Below are 19837 nucleotides of genomic sequence, written 5' to 3' on the forward strand. Positions count from 1 at the left end.
CTCTGGCGCCGGCAAAAAATTCCGACGCCGCTTTCGCAGCGCCGAAATTAACCCAATTTGATGGCGGGCAGCTATAGGACCGCGAAGGTGCCTTGTGCTTTTGCGACCAGTTTGTCGCCTTGCACCACATCCGCCTCGACCACCAGGGTCCGGCGGCCGGGATGGATGACCCGGGCGCGGCACAGCACCTCGCCCTCGGCCACCGCACGGATGTAGTTGATCTTGCACTCGATGGTCGCGCTCTGCTGGTCGAAGCCGTGGGTGCTGGAGCAAGCCAGGCCCATGGCGATGTCCACCAGGCTGAAAATCGCCCCGCCGTGCAGTTTCTGCCCTCGATTGCGCAGTTCTGGCGTCAGCGCCAGGGCAACGTCGGCCTCTCCGATTTCCAGGCGCTGCAAGCGACAGCCCAGCAGTTGGAAGAAGGCGCTTTCGGTCAGGCCGGCGGGGATTTCCATCAGCGTTTCTTCAACTGTTTGGCATTGGCGAACAGAGACGCCATGGCGTTGTTGGCCGGGGCTGCCGTGGCGGTTTCCTTGCGCGGCGCGCTGTTTTGCGACTGGCGCGGTGCCGAGCCCGGGCGTGAGCCACGGGCACCGTCGATTTTCTCGCCCGGGGTGTCGCTCATGCGCATCGACAGGCCCACGCGTTTGCGCGGGATGTCGACTTCCATGACCTTGACCTTGACCACATCGCCAGCCTTGACCGCTTCACGCGGGTCCTTGATGAACTTCTCGGACAGCGCGGAGATGTGCACCAGGCCGTCCTGGTGGACGCCGATGTCGACGAAGGCACCGAAATTGGTGACGTTGGTCACCACGCCTTCGAGGATCATCCCCAGTTGCAGGTCCTTGAGGTCTTCGACGCCTTCCTGGAACTCGGCGGTCTTGAACTCGGGGCGCGGGTCGCGGCCCGGCTTGTCCAGTTCCTGGAGGATGTCGGTGACGGTTGGCAAACCGAAGGTCTCGTCGGTGAACTTCTTCGGGTCCAGGCGCTTGAGGAAGCCGCTGTCGCCGATCAGCGAGCGAATATCGCGGTCGGTCTCGGCAGCGATCCGTTGCACCAGTGGATAGGCCTCAGGGTGCACCGCCGAGGCGTCCAGCGGGTTGTCGCCGTTCATCACGCGCAGGAAGCCGGCGGCCTGTTCGAAGGTTTTTTCGCCCAGGCGTGCGACTTTCTTCAGCGCGGCGCGGGTCTTGAATGCGCCGTTCTCGTCGCGGTGGCTGACGATGTTCTGCGCCAGGGTCGCGTTGAGGCCCGAGATCCGCGCCAGCAGGGCCACGGACGCGGTGTTGACGTCGACGCCCACGGCGTTCACGCAGTCCTCGACCACGGCGTCCAGGCCGCGTGCCAGTTTCAGCTGCGACACATCGTGCTGGTACTGGCCGACGCCGATGGATTTCGGATCGATCTTCACCAGTTCGGCCAGTGGATCCTGCAGGCGACGGGCAATCGACACCGCGCCACGGATGGTCACGTCCAGGTCCGGGAACTCGCGGGCGGCCAGTTCCGAGGCCGAGTACACCGAGGCGCCGGCTTCGGACACCATGACCTTGGTCATCTTCATGGCTGGGTATTTTTTGATCAGTTCGGCAGCCAGCTTGTCGGTTTCACGGCTGGCAGTGCCGTTGCCGATGGCGATCAGGTCCACCGAATGCTTGGCGCACAGGGCGGCCAGCACGGCGATGGTCTGGTCCCACTTGTTGTGCGGCACGTGGGGGTAGACCGTGGCGTGGTCCAGCAGCTTGCCGGTGGCATCCACCACCGCTACCTTGCAGCCGGTACGCAGGCCCGGGTCCAGGCCCAGGGTGGCGCGCGGGCCGGCCGGGGCGGACAGCAGCAGGTCGTGCAGGTTGTGGGCGAACACGTTGATCGCCTCGGTTTCCGCGCCATCGCGCAGCTCGCCCAGGAGGTCGGTTTCGAGGTGGGTGTAGAGCTTGACCTTCCAGGTCCAGCGCACCACTTCGCCGAGCCATTTGTCGGCCGGGCGATTCTGGTTCTGGATGCCGAATTGCTGGCCGATCATGCCTTCGCACGGGTGCATGGTGCCCGGCAGTTCGTCGCCGACTTTCAGCGCGGAACTGAGGATGCCTTCGTTGCGGCCACGGAAAATCGCCAGGGCGCGGTGCGACGGCATGCTTTTCAGGGGTTCGTCGTGTTCGAAGTAGTCGCGGAACTTGGCGCCTTCCTCTTCCTTGCCGGCGATCACGCGGGCACTGAGGGTGGCTTCCTGCTTGAGGTAGTTGCGCAGTTTGTCCAACAGGCCCGCGTCTTCGGCGAAGCGTTCCATGAGGATGTATTTGGCGCCTTCGAGGGCGGCCTTGACGTCAGCCACGCCTTTTTCGGCGTCGACAAAGCGTGCGGCTTCGGTTTCCGGGGCCAGGCTCGGATCGTTGAACAGGCCGTCCGCCAGCTCGCCGAGGCCGGCTTCCAGGGCGATCTGGCCCTTGGTGCGGCGCTTCTGCTTATACGGCAGGTAAAGGTCTTCGAGGCGGGTCTTGGTGTCGGCGAGCTTGATGTCGCGAGCAAGTTCCGGGGTCAGTTTGCCTTGCTCTTCGATGCTGGCCAGGATGCTGATCCGCCGTTCGTCGAGTTCTCGCAGGTAGCGCAGGCGCTCTTCCAGATGACGCAGCTGGGTGTCATCGAGGCTGCCGGTGATTTCTTTCCGGTAGCGGGAGATGAAGGGCACGGTGGAGCCTTCATCCAATAGAGCGACGGCCGCTTCGACCTGTTGTGGGCGTACGCCGAGTTCCTCGGCGATGCGGCTGTTGATGCTGTCCATAAAACCACCTGACAAATTGTGAAAGCAGGCTCGCAGGCGCGGATTGAGGGGCCCGGCGAGCCTGGTTGAGCGGCCTGACCAGCGCCGCCACCTGGGTCAACAGGCAGCCTGTTGACCCGCGAAATCGAAAAATTACTGCCGGCCATGAAAAATAAAAAAGCGGCCATTGGCATAACGATCAGATAATGCCCGACACAAAAGGCGGCGCATTATAACCAGCGTTCTGCTGTTCCGGGGTATTGCGCGGCGCCGGCCGACGGCGGGTTTGCTGGCGACCGAGGAAAAATCTGCTAACAATGCACACGGTGCGTATAACGGCAGCTACGCCATAATGCGCACCGAGATTAGAGGAGCATCCAATGAGCAGCACTGCACAAACTGCTGAAGGCGAAAAAATTCTTATTGTTGACGACGACCCCGGGCTGAGCAGCCTGCTGGAGCGTTTCTTCGTCAGCAAGGGCTACCGTGCCCGCGCAGTCCCGAACACCGAACAAATGGACCGCCTGCTGGGCCGCGAGGTCTTCAACCTGGTGGTCCTTGACCTGATGCTGCCTGGCGAAGACGGCCTGACCGCTTGCCGCCGCCTGCGCAACGCCAACAACCAGATCCCGATCATCATGCTCACCGCCAAGGGCGACGAGCTGAGCCGCATCAAGGGCCTGGAACTGGGTGCCGACGATTACCTGGCCAAGCCCTTCAACCCGGACGAGCTGATGGCGCGGGTCAAGGCCGTGCTGCGTCGCCAGTCGGCGCCGGTGCCAGGGGCTCCGGGCAGCGAAGACGAAAGCGTGACCTTCGGTGACTACGAATTGTCCCTGGCGACCCGCGAACTCAAGCGCGGCGATGAAGTACACATGCTCACCACCGGTGAGTTCGCGGTACTCAAGGCGCTGGTGATGAACGCCCGCCAACCGCTGACCCGCGACAAGCTGATGAACCTGGCCCGTGGCCGTGAATGGGACGCCCTGGAGCGCTCCATCGACGTGCAGATATCCCGCCTGCGCCGGATGATCGAGCCTGATCCTTCCAAGCCGCGTTATATCCAGACCGTCTGGGGCGTGGGTTATGTGTTCGTGCCGGATGGCACCGCGACCAAGTGATCGGTGATTTGTAGGAGCGAACGCCCGGGCCATCAACGCCCGGGCGTTCGCATTCCGCAACGCTGCGAGTGCGACTCGCTCCTGCAAAGTGTGTATGGGCTGTTATGAAAACCCCGCTGTGGTTCCCGCAAAGTTTCTTCTCCCGCACCCTGTGGCTGGTGCTGATCGTGGTGCTGTTCTCCAAGGCCCTGACCCTGGTTTATCTGCTGATGAACGAGGACGTGCTGGTGGACCGCCAGTACAGCCACGGCGTGGCCCTGACCCTGCGTGCCTACTGGGCCGCCGATGAGTCCAACCGCGACCAGATCGCCGAAGCCGCCGGGTTGATCAAGGTGGTCGGCAGCGGCGTGCCGGCCGGCGAACAGCACTGGCCCTACAGCGAGATCTACCAGCGGCAGATGCAGGCCGAGCTGGGCGCCGACACCGAAGTGCGGTTGCGCATGCATGCACCCCCCGCCCTCTGGGTCCGGGCACCGAGTCTGGGATATGGCTGGCTGAAAGTACCGCTGTACCCGCACCCGTTGCGCGGGCAGAAGATCTGGAGCGTGCTGGGCTGGTTCCTTGCCATCGGCCTGTTATCCACTGCGTCGGCCTGGATTTTCGTCAGCCAGCTCAACCAGCCGCTCAAGCGCCTGGTGTATGCCGCCCGGCAGCTGGGGCAGGGGCGCAGCGTGCGCCTGCCGATCAGCGATACCCCGAGCGAGATGACCGAGGTCTACCGTGCCTTCAATCAGATGGCCGAGGATGTGGAGCAGGCCGGGCGCGAGCGCGAGCTGATGCTGGCCGGGGTCTCCCATGACCTGCGCACACCGCTGACGCGCTTGCGCCTGTCGCTGGAGCTGATGGGCAACCACAGCGACCTGAGCGACGACATGGTGCGCGACATCGAGGACATGGACGCGATTCTCGATCAGTTCCTGGCGTTTATCCGCGACGGGCGTGACGAGTCGGTGGAAGAGGTCGACCTGAGTGACCTGGTGCGGGAAGTGGCAGCGCCCTATAACCAGAACGAAGAGCGGGTGCATCTGCGCCTGGAGCCGATCCAGCCGTTCCCGCTGCGTCGGGTGTCGATGAAGCGCCTGCTCAATAACCTGATTGGTAACGCGCTGAATCACGCCGGCACTGAAGTGGAAGTGGCGGCCTATGTGTCCGGCGACACCAACGCGCCGTACGTGGTGCTGAGCGTGATGGACCGTGGGGCCGGGATCGACCCTTCGGAGCTGGAGGCGATCTTCAACCCGTTCACCCGCGGCGACCGCGCCCGTGGCGGCAAGGGCACCGGCCTCGGGCTGGCGATCGTCAAGCGCATCGCCTCGATGCACGGCGGCAATGTCGAGCTGCGCAACCGCGCCGGTGGCGGCCTGGAAGCACGAGTACGCCTCCCACTAGGCCTGCTGCTCCCCCGCGACGCCGATTGAATCCGCTGTAAGCGGCAAGCCGTTCTTTCCTTGCCGCTTACAGCTTGAAGCGTGTAGCTGCTCCTATCCCTTGCCTTTGGTGCGGGTCATGTTCGGCCCGCCGTTCTTTTCCAGGTGCTCGATGATGATCCCCGCCACGTTCTTGCCGGTGGTGGTCTCGATGCCTTCCAGGCCTGGCGAGGAATTGACTTCCATCACCAGTGGCCCGTGGTTCGAGCGCAGGATGTCCACGCCGGCCACCGCCAGCCCCATGACCTTGGCTGCGCGCAGGGCGGTCATGCGTTCCTCGGGGGTGATCTTGATCAGGCTGGCGCTGCCGCCACGGTGCAGGTTGGAGCGGAATTCGCCGGGCTTGGCCTGGCGCTTCATGGCGGCAATCACCTTGTCGCCGACCACGAAGCAGCGAATATCGGCACCGCCGGCTTCCTTGATGTACTCCTGGACCATGATGTTCTGCTTCAGACCCATAAAGGCCTCGATCACCGATTCTGCCGCAGTGGCGGTTTCGCACAGGACCACGCCGATGCCCTGGGTGCCTTCCAGCACCTTGATCACCAGTGGCGCGCCGTTGACCATTTCGATCAGGTCGGGGATGTCGTCCGGTGAGTGAGCAAAGCCGGTCACCGGCAAGCCGATGCCCCGGCGCGACAGCAATTGCAGCGAGCGCAGTTTGTCCCGCGAGCGGGCGATCGCCACCGACTCGTTGAGGGGAAACACCCCCATCATTTCGAACTGGCGTAGCACCGCGCAGCCATAGAACGTCACCGAGGCGCCAATCCGCGGGATCACCGCATCGAAGCCTTCCAGTGGCTTGCCGCGGTAGTGGATCTGCGGCTTGTGGCTGGCGATATTCATGTAGGCGCGCAGGGTATCGACCACCACCATTTCATGGCCACGCTCGGTGCCGGCTTCGACCAGACGACGAGTGGAATACAGACGCGGGTTACGCGACAGCACAGCGATCTTCATGCAACACCTGTGGCAGAGGTAGTGGACACCGGGAACACCGGCTTGTCTTGAACGTATTTGATCCCTGGATTGACCACCAACTGGCCGTCGATCAGGGCTTTGGATCCCAGCAACAAGCGGTAACGCATGGACTTGCGGCAGGCGAGGGTGAACTCGACCCGCCAGACCCGATCGCCCAAGGCCAGGGTGGTGCTGATCACATAACGCACCTGGGCCTGGCCGTTGGAACTCTTGATGGTCTTCATCGCCACCAGCGGCGCTTCACAGCGTCGATGTCGCAGCTGCACCACGCTGCCCAGGTGCGCGGTGAAGCGTATCCAGCGCTCACCGTCGCGCTCGAATGGCTCGATCTCGGTGGCATGCAGGCTGGAGGTGCTGGCGCCGGTGTCGATCTTGGCGCGCAGGCCGGCCACTCCCAAATCGGGAAGCGCCACCCACTCGCGCAAACCCACGACGGTCAAATGGTCAAATGTCTTCAAAATGGTAACCAGCGATTACGCTTTCCAGGCCTCGGGAGGAACCTCGGCCAATGCTTTGAATGCAGGCTTGGCGAACCAGTAGCCCTGCATCAGAAAAATTCCGCAGTCGGCGAGAAAGTCCCGTTCACCGGCACTTTCAATGCCTTCGGCGATGACTGTAATGCTCAATTCCGCACAGATTGTGACAATCCCTCGAACGATGGCCTGCCGGACGCGATCACGGTCGACATCGCGAATCAACGCCATGTCGAGTTTGATCAGGTCAGGTTGGAAATCGGCCAGCAGGTTCAGCCCTGAATAGCCGGAGCCGAAGTCGTCGATGGCGGTCTTGAAGCCGAATTCGCGGTATTCACGCAGAATATTGGTCAAATGGCGATAGTTATCTACGTGCTCACTTTCCAGGGTCTCGAAAATCAGCCGATCCAGCGGGAAGTTATGCTGGCGGGCGGCCTCCAGGGTGCTGCGAATACACAACTCGGGACGGTACACCGCGTTGGGCATGAAGTTGATCGACAGGTGACTCTGCATCCCCAGTTGTGCCGCGCCGGCAATTGCCTGGGTGCGGCAGCGCTGGTCGAATCGATAGCGATTGCTGTCGTTGACCTGGTTCAGCACCGTCAGCGCGCCTTCTCCATGGACCCCGCGTACCAGGGCTTCGTGGGCGAAAATCGAGCGGTCGCGCAGATCGACGATGGGTTGATAGGCGAAGGCAAAGTCAAAGTCCAGCGGCTGGCTTTGTTGGCAACCTTCGCAGCGGGTCTTGGGCGAGGTCAATGATGTGGGGAAATCAGTCACAAGGACTCCTCGCTGTTCAGGTGCAAACCTGGGGTATTTTAGGTGAGACACGGGGTTTATGCGCCCCTGCGATCAAGTAGTACAGTTGCGACATCTTTCAGAGAGGGGAATTCCAGTGGCTCAAAAGCAGGAAGAGGACGACAAGGTCCGTCTCGATAAATGGCTGTGGGCGGCGCGGTTCTTCAAGACTCGCGCTCTGGCCAAGGCGGCGATCGAGAGCGGCAAGGTGCATCACCGGGGGGAGCGTTGCAAGCCCGGTAAGGAGCCGCGAATCGGCGATGAATTTCAGATCCGCGCCGGTTTCGACGAGCGCACCGTGGTGGTTCTGGCGTTATCCATCGTGCGCCGTGGCGCGCCCGAGGCGCAGGCCCTGTACGCGGAAACCGAAGCCAGCATCGCCAAGCGCGAAGGCGCGGCCGCCCTGCGCAAGGCTGGCGCCCTGGGCGTCAGCACCGACGGCAAGCCGAGCAAAAAGCAGCGCCGCGACCTGTTCAAGTTTCACGGCAGCAGCCACGAATGATTGTCCAGCGTTCGCAACAGGGCGAGGGAGCTTGCTCCCTCGCCACTCCACCCGCCTGACGCCGTTACAGCCTCAGCGCAGCCGTACCACGCTCAGCCGCGACAGAAGCGGCATCCGCTCCAGCAGGTTGAACAGCGGCGCGGTCAGGCGCAGCAGCAGGTCCGAGGCCTTGGCCGCATATGGCGTGTAGTAGCCCCAGCCCAGGGCCCAGATCGCCAGCAGCACGCCGCCGATGTAATCGTCCTGCCCCCAATGGGCGCCCGCTACCAGGCGCGGCATCATGAACAGCAGGGCCAGGCCCCAGACCACCACGAACTGCCCCAGGCTGCGGCTGAACAACCCCATGAACATCGCCCAGATCAACAGCACCGAGGCATGATCGCCCGGGAAGCTCTGGCTGGAACGGTCCTTGAGTTCCCAGGTTCTTTCCAGCCCGGGGAAGTACTCGCTCATATGCACCGCGCCGTCGATCACCATCGACGGGCTTTGATGTTGCCAGCCCATGAAGGCGGCGAACTTTGAAAACAGCACGCGAATCACCAGCATCAGCACCAGGATCGAGACAAACCCGAAGAACGCCCGGCGCACGTCGCTGGCCTTGAACACCCAGTCACCGCGAATCAACAGGCTCAGCAGAATCACCCCGACCACCGCATCGAACGGACGCAGGCTGGCCACCGCCCAGATATGCAGCCAGGTCGAGTGCGTCGCCAAGGGGGAATTGAGCAGATGAAACAGCCATTCGTCGAACATCACACAGAGCATTTGCCCGGTCGGCCACAACCAGAAACCCAGCAGGGCCAAAGGGAGTAAATTACACACAGCCAATCTGCCGAGGTTCCACCTTGCTTGGAACAGACCCGGATTGTTCATAAAATGCCTCCAGCAAGCGAAAATACGCGCACCATAAAGGTGCGAAAAAACTGATTTTCGATGCTTGTACACATTTTGTCATCACTTCAGATACCCAGACCTATGACTGATTTGCCGGATACCGACTTCACCCAACGCTTCATCTTCGATGACAGCGACACCCGCGGCGAGCTCGTGGGCCTGGAACTCAGCTATGCCGAAGTCCTTGCCAAACACGCCTATCCCGAGCCTGTTGCACAGTTGCTTGGCGAGCTGATGGCCGCCGCCGCGCTGCTGGTCGGCACCTTGAAGTTCGACGGTTTGCTGATCCTGCAGGCACGCTCCGAGGGCCCGGTTCCGCTGCTGATGATCGAGTGCTCCAGCGACCGTGAAATCCGTGGCCTGGCTCGCTATGACGCGGCGCAGATCGCCCCTGACGCCACCCTGGCCGACCTGATGCCCAACGGCGTCCTGGCGCTGACGGTCGACCCGACCCAGGGCCAGCGCTACCAGGGCATCGTCGACCTGGACGGTGCGACCCTGTCGGAATGCTTCACCAACTATTTCGTGATGTCGCAGCAGGTTGGCACCCGTTTCTGGCTGTACGCCGACGGCCGCCGCGCCCGCGGCCTGCTGCTGCAGCAATTGCCCGCCGACCGCCTGCGTGACCAGGAAGAACGCGACGCCAGCTGGCAGCACATCACCGCCCTGGCCAGCACCCTGACCGCCGACGAGTTGCTCAGCCTGGATAACGAAACCGTGCTGCATCGCCTGTATCACGAAGAGGCCGTGCGCCTGTTCGACGTGCAGTCGCTGCGCTTTCGCTGCAGCTGCTCGCGCGAACGTTCGGGCAATGCACTGGTCAGTCTGGGTCTGGAAGATGCCAAGCAACTGGTCATCGAGCATGGTGGCCGCATCGAGATCGATTGCCAGTTCTGCAATGAACGCTACCTGTTCGATGCCACCGATATCGCTCAATTGTTTGCCGGAGCGGGTGTCGACACGCCGTCAGATACTCGTCACTAAAACGATTCAGCGCAGGTAAATCACCTGGCAAGTGCCGGAATAACGCCGTTCTGACGGGAGGGCCCTACTCTTTTTGGGCTTTTCTGGCATAATCCGGCCCACTTTTTTCGCGGTAGTAGTGCACGACTTTCTACTACAAAACGTTTGGAGCACTCGGCCACTGGCCGACGGGGAACCTCATGACGCAAGCCAATAACGCCGTGTACACCGATCTGAGTGTCGATGATCTGGTCAAAGAAGCCCTGAGTCGCGGTGAAGGCGAGCTTGCCGATACCGGCGCGCTGGTGGTTCGCACCGGTCACCGCACCGGCCGCTCGCCAGTCGATCGTTTCATCGTTGAAGAACCGTCCACCTCGGCTGCCATTGCCTGGGGCCCGATCAACCGCAAGTTCCCGGCCGACAAGTTCGATGCCCTGTGGAACCGCGTCGAGGCATTCAACAACGCGCAGGAACATTTTGTTTCCCATGTTCATGTAGGGGCGTCTGCCGATCACTACCTGGCCGTGAAAATGACCACCCAGACTGCCTGGCAGAACCTGTTCGGTCGTTGCCTGTTCATCAACCCGGCGCAGTACAACCCGGCTGGCCGTGACGAGTGGCAGGTGCTCAACGTTGCCAACTTCGAATGCGTTCCAGAGCGTGACGGCACCAACTCCGATGGTTGCGTGATCCTCAACTTCGCTCAGAAAAAAGTGCTGATTGCCGGCATGCGCTACGCCGGTGAAATGAAGAAAGCCATGTTCTCGGTGCAGAACTTCCTGCTGCCGGCCGCCGACGTGCTGCCAATGCACTGCGCTGCCAACATCGGTGAAGCGGGCGACGTGACCCTGTTCTTCGGTCTGTCCGGCACCGGCAAAACCACTCTGTCCGCCGACGAAAGCCGTTACCTGATCGGTGACGACGAACACGGTTGGGGCGAGGGCGTGGTGTTCAACATCGAAGGTGGTTGCTATGCCAAGTGCATCGACTTGTCCGAGAAGAACGAGCCGGTCATCTGGAAAGCCATCAAGCACGGCGCAGTCCTGGAAAACGTCGTTATCGATGACGCCAAGCACGCCGACTACGCCGATGTCAGCCTGACCCAGAACAGCCGCGCGGCCTATCCGCTGGAGCACGTTGCCAAGCGTTCCGAGAAAAACCTAGGTGGTGAGCCAAACGCGGTGATCTTCCTGACCTGCGACCTGACCGGCGTGCTGCCACCCGTGTCGATCCTCAGCGAAGAGCAAGCTGCCTACCACTTCCTGTCCGGCTACACCGCTCTGGTGGGCTCGACTGAAATGGGTTCGGGCACCGGCATCAAGTCGACCTTCTCCACCTGCTTCGGCGCACCGTTCTTCCCGCGTCCGGCTGGCGAATACGCTGAGCTTTTGATCAAGCGCATCCGTGGCTTCGGCTCCAAGGTCTACCTGGTCAACACCGGCTGGACCGGCGGTGGCTACGGCGTCGGCCAACGCTTCAACATCCCGACCACCCGTGGCGTGATCGCCGCGATCCAGAGCGGCGCGCTGATCGGTGCCGAGACCGAGCACCTGGACACCATCAACCTGGACGTGCCACTGGCCGTTCCAGGCGTCGAAACCGGCCTGCTCAACCCACGCAACACCTGGGCTGACAAAGCCGCCTACGACGAGGCTGCCAAAGCCCTGGCCGGCCTGTTCACCGAGAACTTCAAGAAGTTCGACGTAAGCGACGCGATCAAGGCTGCCGGCCCGAAGCTGTAAGCATCGGTTCAGTGGTTTGAGAAGCCGCCCTTCGGGGCGGCTTTTTTGTGGGCGCAAGGTTTGGGTTCAGTTGCCGCCGCCAGGCTTCGACGCCCAGCAGAACGGCGCTGGAAACGAGGCGCAGATCAACCCTGCAACAGGTCCGGGTTTTGCTCTGGTTCAGTGCTGGCGGCTTTCCAGCGTCTGTGTGTCCCAACGCTGTGCCTTGATGGCTCGGTACAGCATGCCGATGGTCAGCGGCAGTTTGTCGCCCCGGCCCTTGGCCCGGCGCTTGAGGAAAACGTCGAAGCCTTCGGGCTGGAAGTAGCGATAGGCGTCGTAGTCGACGAACTCGATGACGAACAGTTCTTCCAGCGCCAGCATCAGCTGTTCGGCATCCGCTCCGTCGCAACCCAGGTCGAAGTTGATGGCGGTATCGAGGCTGATGGTCTTGCGCTCGGGCAGGCCAAGTTCTTCGTGCAGCAACTGCATGAGCTGGCGCATGGCCGGGTCATCGGGGAAGTGCGGGGCCAGGTGCATGCCTAAGAGTCCTTGTGAGAAGAGCCGGTGGCCCGCTCATGGGCTTCTGACAGGTCCAGCAGCAGGTTGAGGCTGTCGATGGCACAACGGATGTCGTCCCGTTGTTCCTCATCGCCTTCGTCGGCCTCCAGGCTCATGGCCTTCAGCGAGTGGATGCGCTGTCTGACTTCTGCTCTTTCCGCCGCTCCACATTGGGTGGCAAGGGCTCGCCATTTTTCGTCGCTGATGGACTGCATGACGCTGAGCCCTTGCCTGGCTTCGGCGAACAGGTGTTGCAGCTTGCTCATGGGCATTGCTTACCAAGGTTGTGGTGCAGGGGTGTGATCACTGCAGGATTCGGTGAAGGAGGATGATGCCAGACTCGGGAGTAGGAAGTACCTGCCGCTGTGGCAGGAGAGGTTCCTCAAGCAGTGTGCGGATAATCTGTGTATCGTGCGCGCCAAATGGCCGGGGGCTGTCAGCCTATGGCGGTTAATACGTAAAGGGATGTGGGTATGCGCGGGTTTCGCATGGCGTGGTGGTTGTCGCTCTGGCTGGTGGCGTGTTCGGTGCAGGCATTGCCCTGGACGATTGAAGTGGTTGATGGCTTGGATCGCCAGCAGACGCTGGCCGAGGTCCAACTGCAGTTGCTTCCCGCACGGCAGCAGGTCGCTGGCGGGCTGACCGATGGCTCAGGCCGGTTCAGCCTCAACACCGAAATGGCGGACGATTCGAGCACCACCCTGACCCTGAAAAAGCATGGACTCGTGGTGATCGAGGCTCCTTGCCCGTGCAATGGCAAAACCTACGCCATGTTGCCGGTAAAGCAGAACTTCGATGGCCTGCGGATCGTGCTGACCTGGGAGGCCGATGGGCTGGACCTGGATGCGCGCCTGATCTATCCCGGCAAGAACCTGTACTTCGAGACCCTGAAGGGGCCCGACACTTTGCTGGAAGGGGCTGACAAACCGGGTCATGGCCCGGAAGTCATCACCCTGGAAAAAAAGCATGCCGGCGACAGTTACATCTATGCCGTGCATGACTTCACTCACGGCACTACCGCGCGCGCCCACCAGCTTTCCCTGAGTCAGGCCAAGGTGCAGCTGTACCTGGGCAAAACCCTGCTGCGCACCTACAAGGTGCCACGCCAGCGCGTCGGCAATCTGTGGACGGTGTTCCGCATTACCGGTAACAGCGAGCTGCAGGACATCAATCGCCTCGGCGAAGTGCGTGGCGAACCTGCCGACGCCATGAGCGAGGTCGAGGTGTTGCTGGACGACAAGGTCGCGGTGAGCAGCCTGGAGGTTGGAGCGGTGCCTCAGGGCGATGCGAAAACCCTGAATGAACAGGGCGAAGCGACCTACAAGGCCGGTGATGTGCTGCGCTCACGTGACTTCTTTCGCCAGGCCATCGAGCAGGACCCGGCTTACGCCCAGGCGTACAGCAACCTCGGGCTGACCCACCGCAAGCTCGGCGAGCTGTCCAGGGCCCTCGAGGCCGACAACCAGGCCATCGCCCTGGCCAGCGGCGCGACGGCGGCCACTGTACGTGCCAGCGCCTATTACAACTCGGCGTCTATCTATGAGGCCGCCGGACGGTTTGCCGATGCCCTGGCCCTGTATCAGAAGGCCCGTGAGCAGAAAGCCAGTCCGGTGTATGACCAAGCCATTGAACGGGTCAGAAAACTCTGAGCTCCCTGACGGAGTACTACCCACAACGCGCCTACCTTGGCGCGTTGTGTATTTAAAGAGGTTGTTATGGGGTTAAGACGTTTCCTTTTTCTGTCTGCGTTTTTTCTGGTTCCTGGTGTGGCTTGTGCTGCAGGTCCCTCGGTTTTTGCCACCATCGACCGCAGCGGCTGGCCAACTACCCTGAGCAGCGTTAACGGATTTGACACCGCCTCCCGGGCCGAGATTCTGATGTTCGCCAAGGCGCTATTGGCCAGCGAAGCACTGGATGAAAAGGCGCTGCAGCAACAGCTGGGGGTCAAGCGCATCGACCTGGCTGCGGTGAATCGGGTGCGTGAGCGTTTCTGGCAGCGGCTGCTGAACAACTTCCGCCTCGCCAGCCAGCAGTGTGAGGGTGAGGCGTTCTGCCTGAGGGTGCGCAACCTGGGGGAGTTCCGCCAACTGGTGGCCGGCTTCACCGGCCAGAGCAAAGCCACCTATGGTGCCTGGGCTGAGGCGAGCCTGGGTTTTCACCAGCTATACCTGCGTGAGCAACTGCGGCTGGCGGCGTTGTTCCCGATGGTCAGCAGTGAGATTGAACGCTTCTCCGAAGCTGAAATCCTTGGCGATGAACTGGGTGACCGCCAATTTCTGCTGACGTTTGACGATGGTCCGACGGCGCGGAGCGGGTCGACCGACCGCCTGTTGGATGTGGTGCGGGCCGAGGATGTGCATGCTTTTTTCTTCGTGTTGGGCGCGCCATTTCAGAAGCGTCTTGAGCAGTCATCGGCGGACGACATGCGCAATCTTTACAGCGATCAATGCGTTGGCCTACATGGCTGGGAGCACAAATCCCACAGCTCCTGGCGCGATTGGCAGGGCTCGATTACCCGATCGGCAGGCCTGGTCAGTGCCGCCTTGACCGAGGAGTACCAGCCGCTGTTTCGCCCGCCCTATGGCCAGCGTCGCAGCGACAGCGCTGCGTTCTTCAAGGCCCAGGGCGTGCAGTTGATGCTGTGGAACATTGACTCCCAGGACTGGAGCAAGGCCGTTGATAGCCGTGCGGCGAGCCAGCGGGTGCAGACCTTGATGCTGCTGTGGCGCAGCGGCGTGATCCTGTTTCACGACACCCATGACAAAGCCGCCAAGGCCTTGCCAGCGCTGTTCGACACCAATCGGGGCAATGGCGTGCAATGGGTGGATTGCCGCATGGGCCGCTGATTGTCGTCGCTGCCGAGCCTGCAAGGTTGCGCTGACCGGCTTGGGCGCCGGGAGGTGTCAGGTGAATCTTGGTCGTGGCCCAGGGCCAGCGCAGTCTGGCGGCAGCGGTCACGGCGGCGGCCACCGATTTGGCCGTGTGCCTGTATCATCCGGTATCCCTTTCCTCTCGACCTTTTCTCGACCTGCTGACGGGCCACGCTAGGCTTCAAGGCATGTCAGCGGTCAATGGAGTGACAGCTTATGCACAACACCCTCGAACAGGTCTTTGGTTATCCACAGTTTCGCCCGGGCCAGGAGGCGGCGGTCAGTGCGGTGCTGGGCGGGCGTTCGGCGGCGGCGATTTTCCCCACCGGTTCCGGCAAGTCCCTGTGTTATCAACTGCCGGCCCTGCTGCTGCCGCACCTGACCCTGGTGGTTTCGCCGTTGCTGGCGCTGATGCAGGATCAGCTCGCGTTCCTGCAACGCCACGGCATCGCCGCAGCCAGCATCGATTCCGCCCAGAGCCGCGACGACGCCAACGCCGTCATGGCCCGTGCGCGTTCCGGCGAGCTGAAGATTCTGATGATTTCCGTGGAGCGCCTGAAGAACGAGCGCTTCCGGAATTTCCTGCAACAGGTGCCGATCTCGTTGCTGGTGGTGGACGAGGCGCACTGCATCTCCGAATGGGGGCACAACTTCCGCCCGGACTACCTGAAGCTGCCGGACTACCAGCGTCAGTTCAACATCCCCCAGGCCTTGTTGCTGACCGCCACCGCGACCCCCAAGGTGATCGCCGACATGCAGGCCAAGTTCGCCATCGCCCCGCAGGATGTGGTCACCACCGGTTTCTACCGGCCCAACCTCAACCTGCTGGTAGAACCGGTGCGTGGGCAGGACAAACGCCGGCGCCTGGTGCAGTGGATGGGCGAACGCCCCGGGCAGCCGAGCATCGTCTACGTCACCCTGCAGAAAACCGCCGAGCAGATTGCCCAACACCTGAGCCAGCACGGCATCCAGGCCCAGGCGTATCACGCCGGCTTGCCCCATGAGCAGCGGGAGGCGATCCAGCGTCAGTTCATGGGCGGTCAGTCCAATTGCATCGTCGCCACCATCGCCTTCGGCATGGGTATCGACAAGAGCGACATCCGCAATGTGGTGCATTTCGACCTGCCCAAATCCATCGAGAACTACAGCCAGGAAATCGGCCGCGCCGGGCGTGACGGGCAGCCCTCGGATTGCCTGGTGCTGGCCAACCGCGACAGCCTCAATGTGCTGGAGAACTTCGTCTACGGCGACACCCCGGAACTGGATGGCATCCGCTGTGTGCTGGACGAACTCCAGGCCGCAGCGCCGGATGGGCAATGGGAGTTTCTGCTGGGGCCGCTGGCGGATCAGAGCAATATTCGCCAGCTGCCACTCAAGACCCTGTTGGTGCAACTGGAGCTGCGCGGCTTGATTGCGCCGCGTTATGCGTATTTTGCCGAGTACCGCTTCAAGTTCCTGCTGGAGCCGCAAGCCCTGCTGGCGCGTTTTGAGGGCGAACGGCGGGATTTCGTCGAGGCCATCATCCAGACCTCAAGCCGCGCCCGCACCTGGGCCACGGTCAATTTCGATGCGCTGTACCTGCAGCATCAGGCCGAGCGCAGCCGCGTGGTCAAGGCCCTGGATTATTTCCAGGAGCGCGGTTGGGTCGAGCTGGAAAGCAAGCAAATGACCGAGGTCTACAGCCTGCTGCAGACCGACTTCGACGCGGCAGAACTGAGTGCGCAATTGCACGGGTATTTCACCCGGCATGAGGGCGCCGAGATTGCGCGGATCCACGCCATGCTCGATCTGTTCGGCACCGAGCAGTGCCTGGGTTACCGCCTGGCGCAGTACTTTGGCGACGATAACGCGCCGCGTCGTTGCGGGCATTGTTCGGTGTGCCATGGCCAGGTGGCGCGTCTGCCGGCGCCGCCCGACCTGCCTGCGCTTGTGGATAAAAACTTTGCCCAGTTGTGCGAGCCCTTTATCCACAGGCATCAGCAGCACACCGAGCGCGTGCCGGGTGCCGAGCGCCTGACGCGGTTTTTGTGTGGCATCAGTGTGCCGCTGTTCACCAAGCTCAAGGCGCGGGCCATCCCCGGGTTTGCGGCGCTTGAGGATTACCCCTACGCCGAGGTGCGGGACTGGGCCGACAGCCATTTGCGCGCTTGAGGTTCGGGGGATTGCAGCGCTGCTGCATCCATCTGCTGAATGGCGCTCATCACAGGAATAAATTTCAAAAATACCCGGTGCCTGACTATGGTGTGGGCTGTCTTCGCATCGCCAACAAGAGAGCCAATATGAGCCAGACAGCCGTCGATATTCAGCACGCCGCCGTGATTGGCGCGGGCACCATGGGCCGCGGAATCGTAATGTGCCTGGCCAATGCCGGGGTGCGGGTGCAGTGGGTGGACAACAACCCGCAGATGCTGGAGCAGGCGCTGCTGGCCGTGGCCGAGACCTACGCGCACAACGTGCGCCAGGGGCGGATCGAGCAGGCCGAAGCCGACGCGCGTATCGCAAGGGTCAGCGCCGCTGCGGACTATCCGGCGATCCGTGAGGTCGACCTGGTGATCGAGGCGGTCTACGAGAACCTTGAGCTCAAGCAACAGATCTTTCGCCAACTCGATGCCCTGCTCAAGCCCGAAGCGATCCTGGCCAGCAACACGTCGGCCCTGGATATCGACGCCATCGCTGCCGTCACCCAGCGTCCGCAGCAGGTGCTGGGCCTGCACTTCTTCAGCCCGGCGCACATCATGAAGCTGCTCGAAGTGGTGCGCGGCGCGCGGACCGCGCCCGAGGTGCTCGAGGCGGCCCTGGCCCTGGGCCGGCGCATGGGTAAAGTCAGTGTGGTGGCGGGGAATTGTTTCGGTTTTATCGGCAACCGCATGCTCAATACCTACGTGCTGGAGGCGCGCAAGATGCTGCTCGAGGGCGCTTTCCCCTACCAGGTGGATGCGGCCCTGCAAGGCTTCGGTTTCGCCATGGGGCCGTTTCGCATGTACGACGTGGTGGGTATCGACCTGGGCTGGCGGGCCCGGCAACTGGACGGCGTCGGTCAGGATCAACCCGAGGTGCAGGTCGATAATCGTCTGTGCGAGCTGGGGCGCTTCGGCCAAAAGAGCGGGAACGGTTATTACCACTACGAGCCCGGCAGCCGTCAGGCGGAGCACGACCTGGAGGTGGATGCCCTGGTGCAGCAGGTCAGCGAAGGCCTGGGCTATCAGCGCCGGCCGATCGGCCCCGAGGAGATTCTTGAACGGTGCCTGCTGGCCCTGGTCAACGAGGGGGCGAAGATCCTCGAGGAAGGCATTGCCGAGTCGGCCCACGACATCGACCTGGTTTATCTCAATGGCTATGGCTTCCCCAAAGACCAGGGCGGTCCGATGAGCTGGGCCGATCGGCAAGGGCTGGCGGCTGTGCACCAGCGTCTGCTGCGGCTTGAGGCCGAGCTGGGCGAACACTGGCAGCCGGCACGCTTGCTCACTGAGCTGGCGCAAGCCGGTAAAGGGTTTGCCGAACGCTAGGCGCTGTTGATGTTTGCTGGCGGCCTTGTCTCTTTGGGCTGCGCGGCAAATTGTGCGAGGCTGCGCTGCGGGATCTGCCAGGGGAACAACCATTGGCGGCATCCCGCGCGATCAATGGATCGACCTCGCGGGCCAACCCGCACCTATCTGGATTGTGAGAGAGCCTTATGACCGAGCGGATGCCGCAACGCAGCGACTATCGCCACTTTCAGCCGATCATCACCCGTTGGCACGACAACGATGTGTATGGGCATGTGAATAACGTCACCTACTACAGCTTCTTCGACACGGCGGTAAACACCTACCTGATCGAAGAGGGTGGGCTGGATATCCATGACGGTGAAGTGGTGGGGTTTGTGGTGAGTTCCGCCTGCGACTACTTCGCCTCGATCGCCTTTCCCGAGCGTATTGAAATCGGCCTGCGGGTCGGCAAGTTGGGCAACAGTTCGGTGCAGTACGAGTTGGCGGTATTCAAGGCGGGGGAGGAGGATGCCTGTGCTGCCGGGCGCTTTGTGCATGTGTTTGTAGAGCGGGCGTCAAACCGGCCGGTGGCGCTGCCGGCCGGATTACGCGAAGCGTTGGAGCGTCTGGTGCTGGAGCCGATCCGCTAAGTCGCGGTCCAGGGCTCCGGCGAGGTGTGCAGAGCCTGCGTTCGGGCGCAGGCCTGAGCCGCGTTGATCAGTCGCGGTGATGGCGATGTTTGCGGTGGCCATATGCATGGCCGCGACCGCGGTGATCGTCACGGTAGTAGCGGCGGTTGTCGCGGCCACGGTACTCGCGATCGTCGCGCGCACTTTCATTGCCCATGTAGTTGCCCAGCGCGCCGCCGGCACCACCGCCTGCCGCTGCGCCGATCAGGCTGCCGGTGTTGCCACCCATGCTGCGCCCGACCACGTTGCCGCCCGCTGCGCCCAAGGCGCCACCAATGGCTGCCTGGCCACGGCTGCGTTTGTCGGCACCCACCGCACTGCCGCCCGCGCCGCCCAATGCTGCGCCGATGGCCGAGCCGGTATTGCCGCCGATCGACTGACCGACCACCGAGCCCAGAACCCCGCCCAATGCGCCGCCCACACCTGCTTCAGTGGTGCCTCCGGCAGAGGCGAAGCCGCTGACCAGGCCAAGGGACAACAAGAGAATCGAGGAAAACTTCATAGAGGAACCTCAAAGGGATGACGGCGCGATCCTGAGGCTGTGTCTGGAGGCTTACAATCAAAATCCGACGAATAGCACGAGTTGTACACAATCTCGTAAGTTATTGTTTT

Annotated in this window: 19 protein-coding genes; 10 read left to right on the top strand and 9 right to left on the bottom strand. The window is 62.3% G+C overall.

Going from position 1 to position 19837, the window contains the following annotated elements; all coding sequences use genetic code 11:
- Positions 1 to 71 precede the first annotated feature (71 nt).
- Positions 72 to 455 carry a PaaI family thioesterase gene (locus tag MF4836_RS04125; protein WP_078469280.1) on the bottom strand — a complete coding sequence of 128 codons (384 nt, stop codon included), beginning with the start codon at positions 453 to 455 and terminating at the stop codon, positions 72 to 74.
- Positions 455 to 2779 (bottom strand): Tex family protein, encoded by a 2325-nt coding sequence (locus tag MF4836_RS04130; protein ID WP_078469281.1) that lies wholly within the window; start codon positions 2777 to 2779, stop codon positions 455 to 457. The genes MF4836_RS04125 and MF4836_RS04130 overlap by 1 nt, the downstream gene beginning before the upstream one ends.
- A 359-nt stretch (positions 2780 to 3138) precedes the next feature.
- Here MF4836_RS04130 and ompR point away from each other — a divergent pair, with 359 nt between their 5' ends.
- On the top strand, positions 3139 to 3879 hold the full coding sequence (ompR, locus tag MF4836_RS04135; protein ID WP_078469282.1) for an osmolarity response regulator transcription factor OmpR: 741 nt from the start codon (positions 3139 to 3141) through the stop codon (positions 3877 to 3879).
- Positions 3880 to 3983: 104 nt separating this feature from the next.
- A complete protein-coding gene (locus MF4836_RS04140; RefSeq protein ID WP_078469283.1) occupies positions 3984 to 5297 on the top strand; it encodes an ATP-binding protein in 1314 nt (437 codons plus the stop codon).
- Positions 5298 to 5360: 63 nt separating this feature from the next.
- Here MF4836_RS04140 and rimK read toward each other — a convergent pair whose 3' ends face one another.
- The 3 genes from rimK to rimA are packed head-to-tail and all read right to left on the bottom strand — an operon-like array spanning position 5361 to position 7540.
- The gene (rimK, locus tag MF4836_RS04145) at positions 5361 to 6266 is read right to left on the bottom strand and encodes a 30S ribosomal protein S6--L-glutamate ligase (protein WP_007972871.1); all 906 of its coding nucleotides are present in this window, start codon (positions 6264 to 6266) and stop codon (positions 5361 to 5363) included.
- Positions 6263 to 6745, bottom strand: a complete 483-nt coding sequence (gene rimB, locus MF4836_RS04150; protein WP_078469284.1) for a retropepsin-like aspartic endopeptidase RimB — start codon at positions 6743 to 6745, stop codon at positions 6263 to 6265. Before rimB ends, rimK begins: the two co-directional genes overlap by 4 nt.
- A 15-nt stretch (positions 6746 to 6760) precedes the next feature.
- Positions 6761 to 7540 carry a S6 modification regulatory phosphodiesterase RimA gene (rimA, locus tag MF4836_RS04155; RefSeq protein WP_078469285.1) on the bottom strand — a complete coding sequence of 260 codons (780 nt, stop codon included), beginning with the start codon at positions 7538 to 7540 and terminating at the stop codon, positions 6761 to 6763.
- A 115-nt stretch (positions 7541 to 7655) separates the two neighbouring features.
- Between rimA and MF4836_RS04160 the strand changes: the two genes are divergently transcribed.
- A complete protein-coding gene (locus MF4836_RS04160; protein ID WP_020299814.1) occupies positions 7656 to 8060 on the top strand; it encodes an RNA-binding S4 domain-containing protein in 405 nt (134 codons plus the stop codon).
- A 72-nt stretch (positions 8061 to 8132) separates the two neighbouring features.
- Here MF4836_RS04160 and MF4836_RS04165 read toward each other — a convergent pair whose 3' ends face one another.
- Positions 8133 to 8933: a phosphatase PAP2 family protein gene (locus tag MF4836_RS04165; RefSeq protein ID WP_078469286.1), complete on the bottom strand. Its 801-nt coding sequence runs from the start codon at positions 8931 to 8933 to the stop codon at positions 8133 to 8135.
- Positions 8934 to 9035: 102 nt separating this feature from the next.
- Here MF4836_RS04165 and hslO point away from each other — a divergent pair, with 102 nt between their 5' ends.
- Together hslO and MF4836_RS04175 are read left to right on the top strand one after the other, a co-directional pair.
- A complete protein-coding gene (gene hslO, locus MF4836_RS04170) occupies positions 9036 to 9938 on the top strand; it encodes an Hsp33 family molecular chaperone HslO (protein WP_078469287.1) in 903 nt (300 codons plus the stop codon).
- Positions 9939 to 10117: 179 nt separating this feature from the next.
- Complete coding sequence (locus MF4836_RS04175) at positions 10118 to 11659, top strand: phosphoenolpyruvate carboxykinase (protein WP_020299817.1); 1542 nt, start codon at positions 10118 to 10120, stop codon at positions 11657 to 11659.
- 159 nt (positions 11660 to 11818) lie between these two features.
- On the opposite strand, the gene MF4836_RS04180 is transcribed toward MF4836_RS04175, so the two are convergent.
- Together MF4836_RS04180 and MF4836_RS04185 are read right to left on the bottom strand one after the other, a co-directional pair.
- Positions 11819 to 12178 (bottom strand): DUF1493 family protein, encoded by a 360-nt coding sequence (locus MF4836_RS04180; RefSeq protein WP_078469288.1) that lies wholly within the window; start codon positions 12176 to 12178, stop codon positions 11819 to 11821.
- 2 nt (positions 12179 to 12180) lie between these two features.
- The gene (locus tag MF4836_RS04185) at positions 12181 to 12465 is read right to left on the bottom strand and encodes a hypothetical protein (RefSeq protein WP_078469289.1); all 285 of its coding nucleotides are present in this window, start codon (positions 12463 to 12465) and stop codon (positions 12181 to 12183) included.
- A gap of 207 nt (positions 12466 to 12672) precedes the next feature.
- On the opposite strand from MF4836_RS04185, the gene MF4836_RS04190 reads away from it, so the two are divergent.
- From MF4836_RS04190 to MF4836_RS04210, 5 genes are all read left to right on the top strand, one after another.
- Complete coding sequence (locus tag MF4836_RS04190) at positions 12673 to 13848, top strand: tetratricopeptide repeat protein (RefSeq protein ID WP_078469290.1); 1176 nt, start codon at positions 12673 to 12675, stop codon at positions 13846 to 13848.
- Between the two features lie 66 nt (positions 13849 to 13914).
- Positions 13915 to 15045 (top strand): polysaccharide deacetylase family protein, encoded by a 1131-nt coding sequence (locus MF4836_RS04195; protein ID WP_078469291.1) that lies wholly within the window; start codon positions 13915 to 13917, stop codon positions 15043 to 15045.
- Positions 15046 to 15285: 240 nt separating this feature from the next.
- A complete protein-coding gene (locus tag MF4836_RS04200; protein WP_078469292.1) occupies positions 15286 to 17220 on the top strand; it encodes a RecQ family ATP-dependent DNA helicase in 1935 nt (644 codons plus the stop codon).
- 128 nt (positions 17221 to 17348) lie between these two features.
- Positions 17349 to 18575 (top strand): 3-hydroxyacyl-CoA dehydrogenase, encoded by a 1227-nt coding sequence (locus tag MF4836_RS04205; protein ID WP_078469293.1) that lies wholly within the window; start codon positions 17349 to 17351, stop codon positions 18573 to 18575.
- A 167-nt stretch (positions 18576 to 18742) separates the two neighbouring features.
- Positions 18743 to 19186, top strand: a complete 444-nt coding sequence (locus MF4836_RS04210; RefSeq protein WP_078469294.1) for an acyl-CoA thioesterase — start codon at positions 18743 to 18745, stop codon at positions 19184 to 19186.
- Positions 19187 to 19253: 67 nt separating this feature from the next.
- Here MF4836_RS04210 and MF4836_RS04215 read toward each other — a convergent pair whose 3' ends face one another.
- Positions 19254 to 19727 (bottom strand): YMGG-like glycine zipper-containing protein, encoded by a 474-nt coding sequence (locus tag MF4836_RS04215; protein WP_020299825.1) that lies wholly within the window; start codon positions 19725 to 19727, stop codon positions 19254 to 19256.
- Between the last annotated feature and the right edge of the window lie 110 nt (positions 19728 to 19837).

Source organism: Pseudomonas sp. MF4836 (assembly GCF_002018875.1).
Taxonomy (GTDB): domain Bacteria; phylum Pseudomonadota; class Gammaproteobacteria; order Pseudomonadales; family Pseudomonadaceae; genus Aquipseudomonas.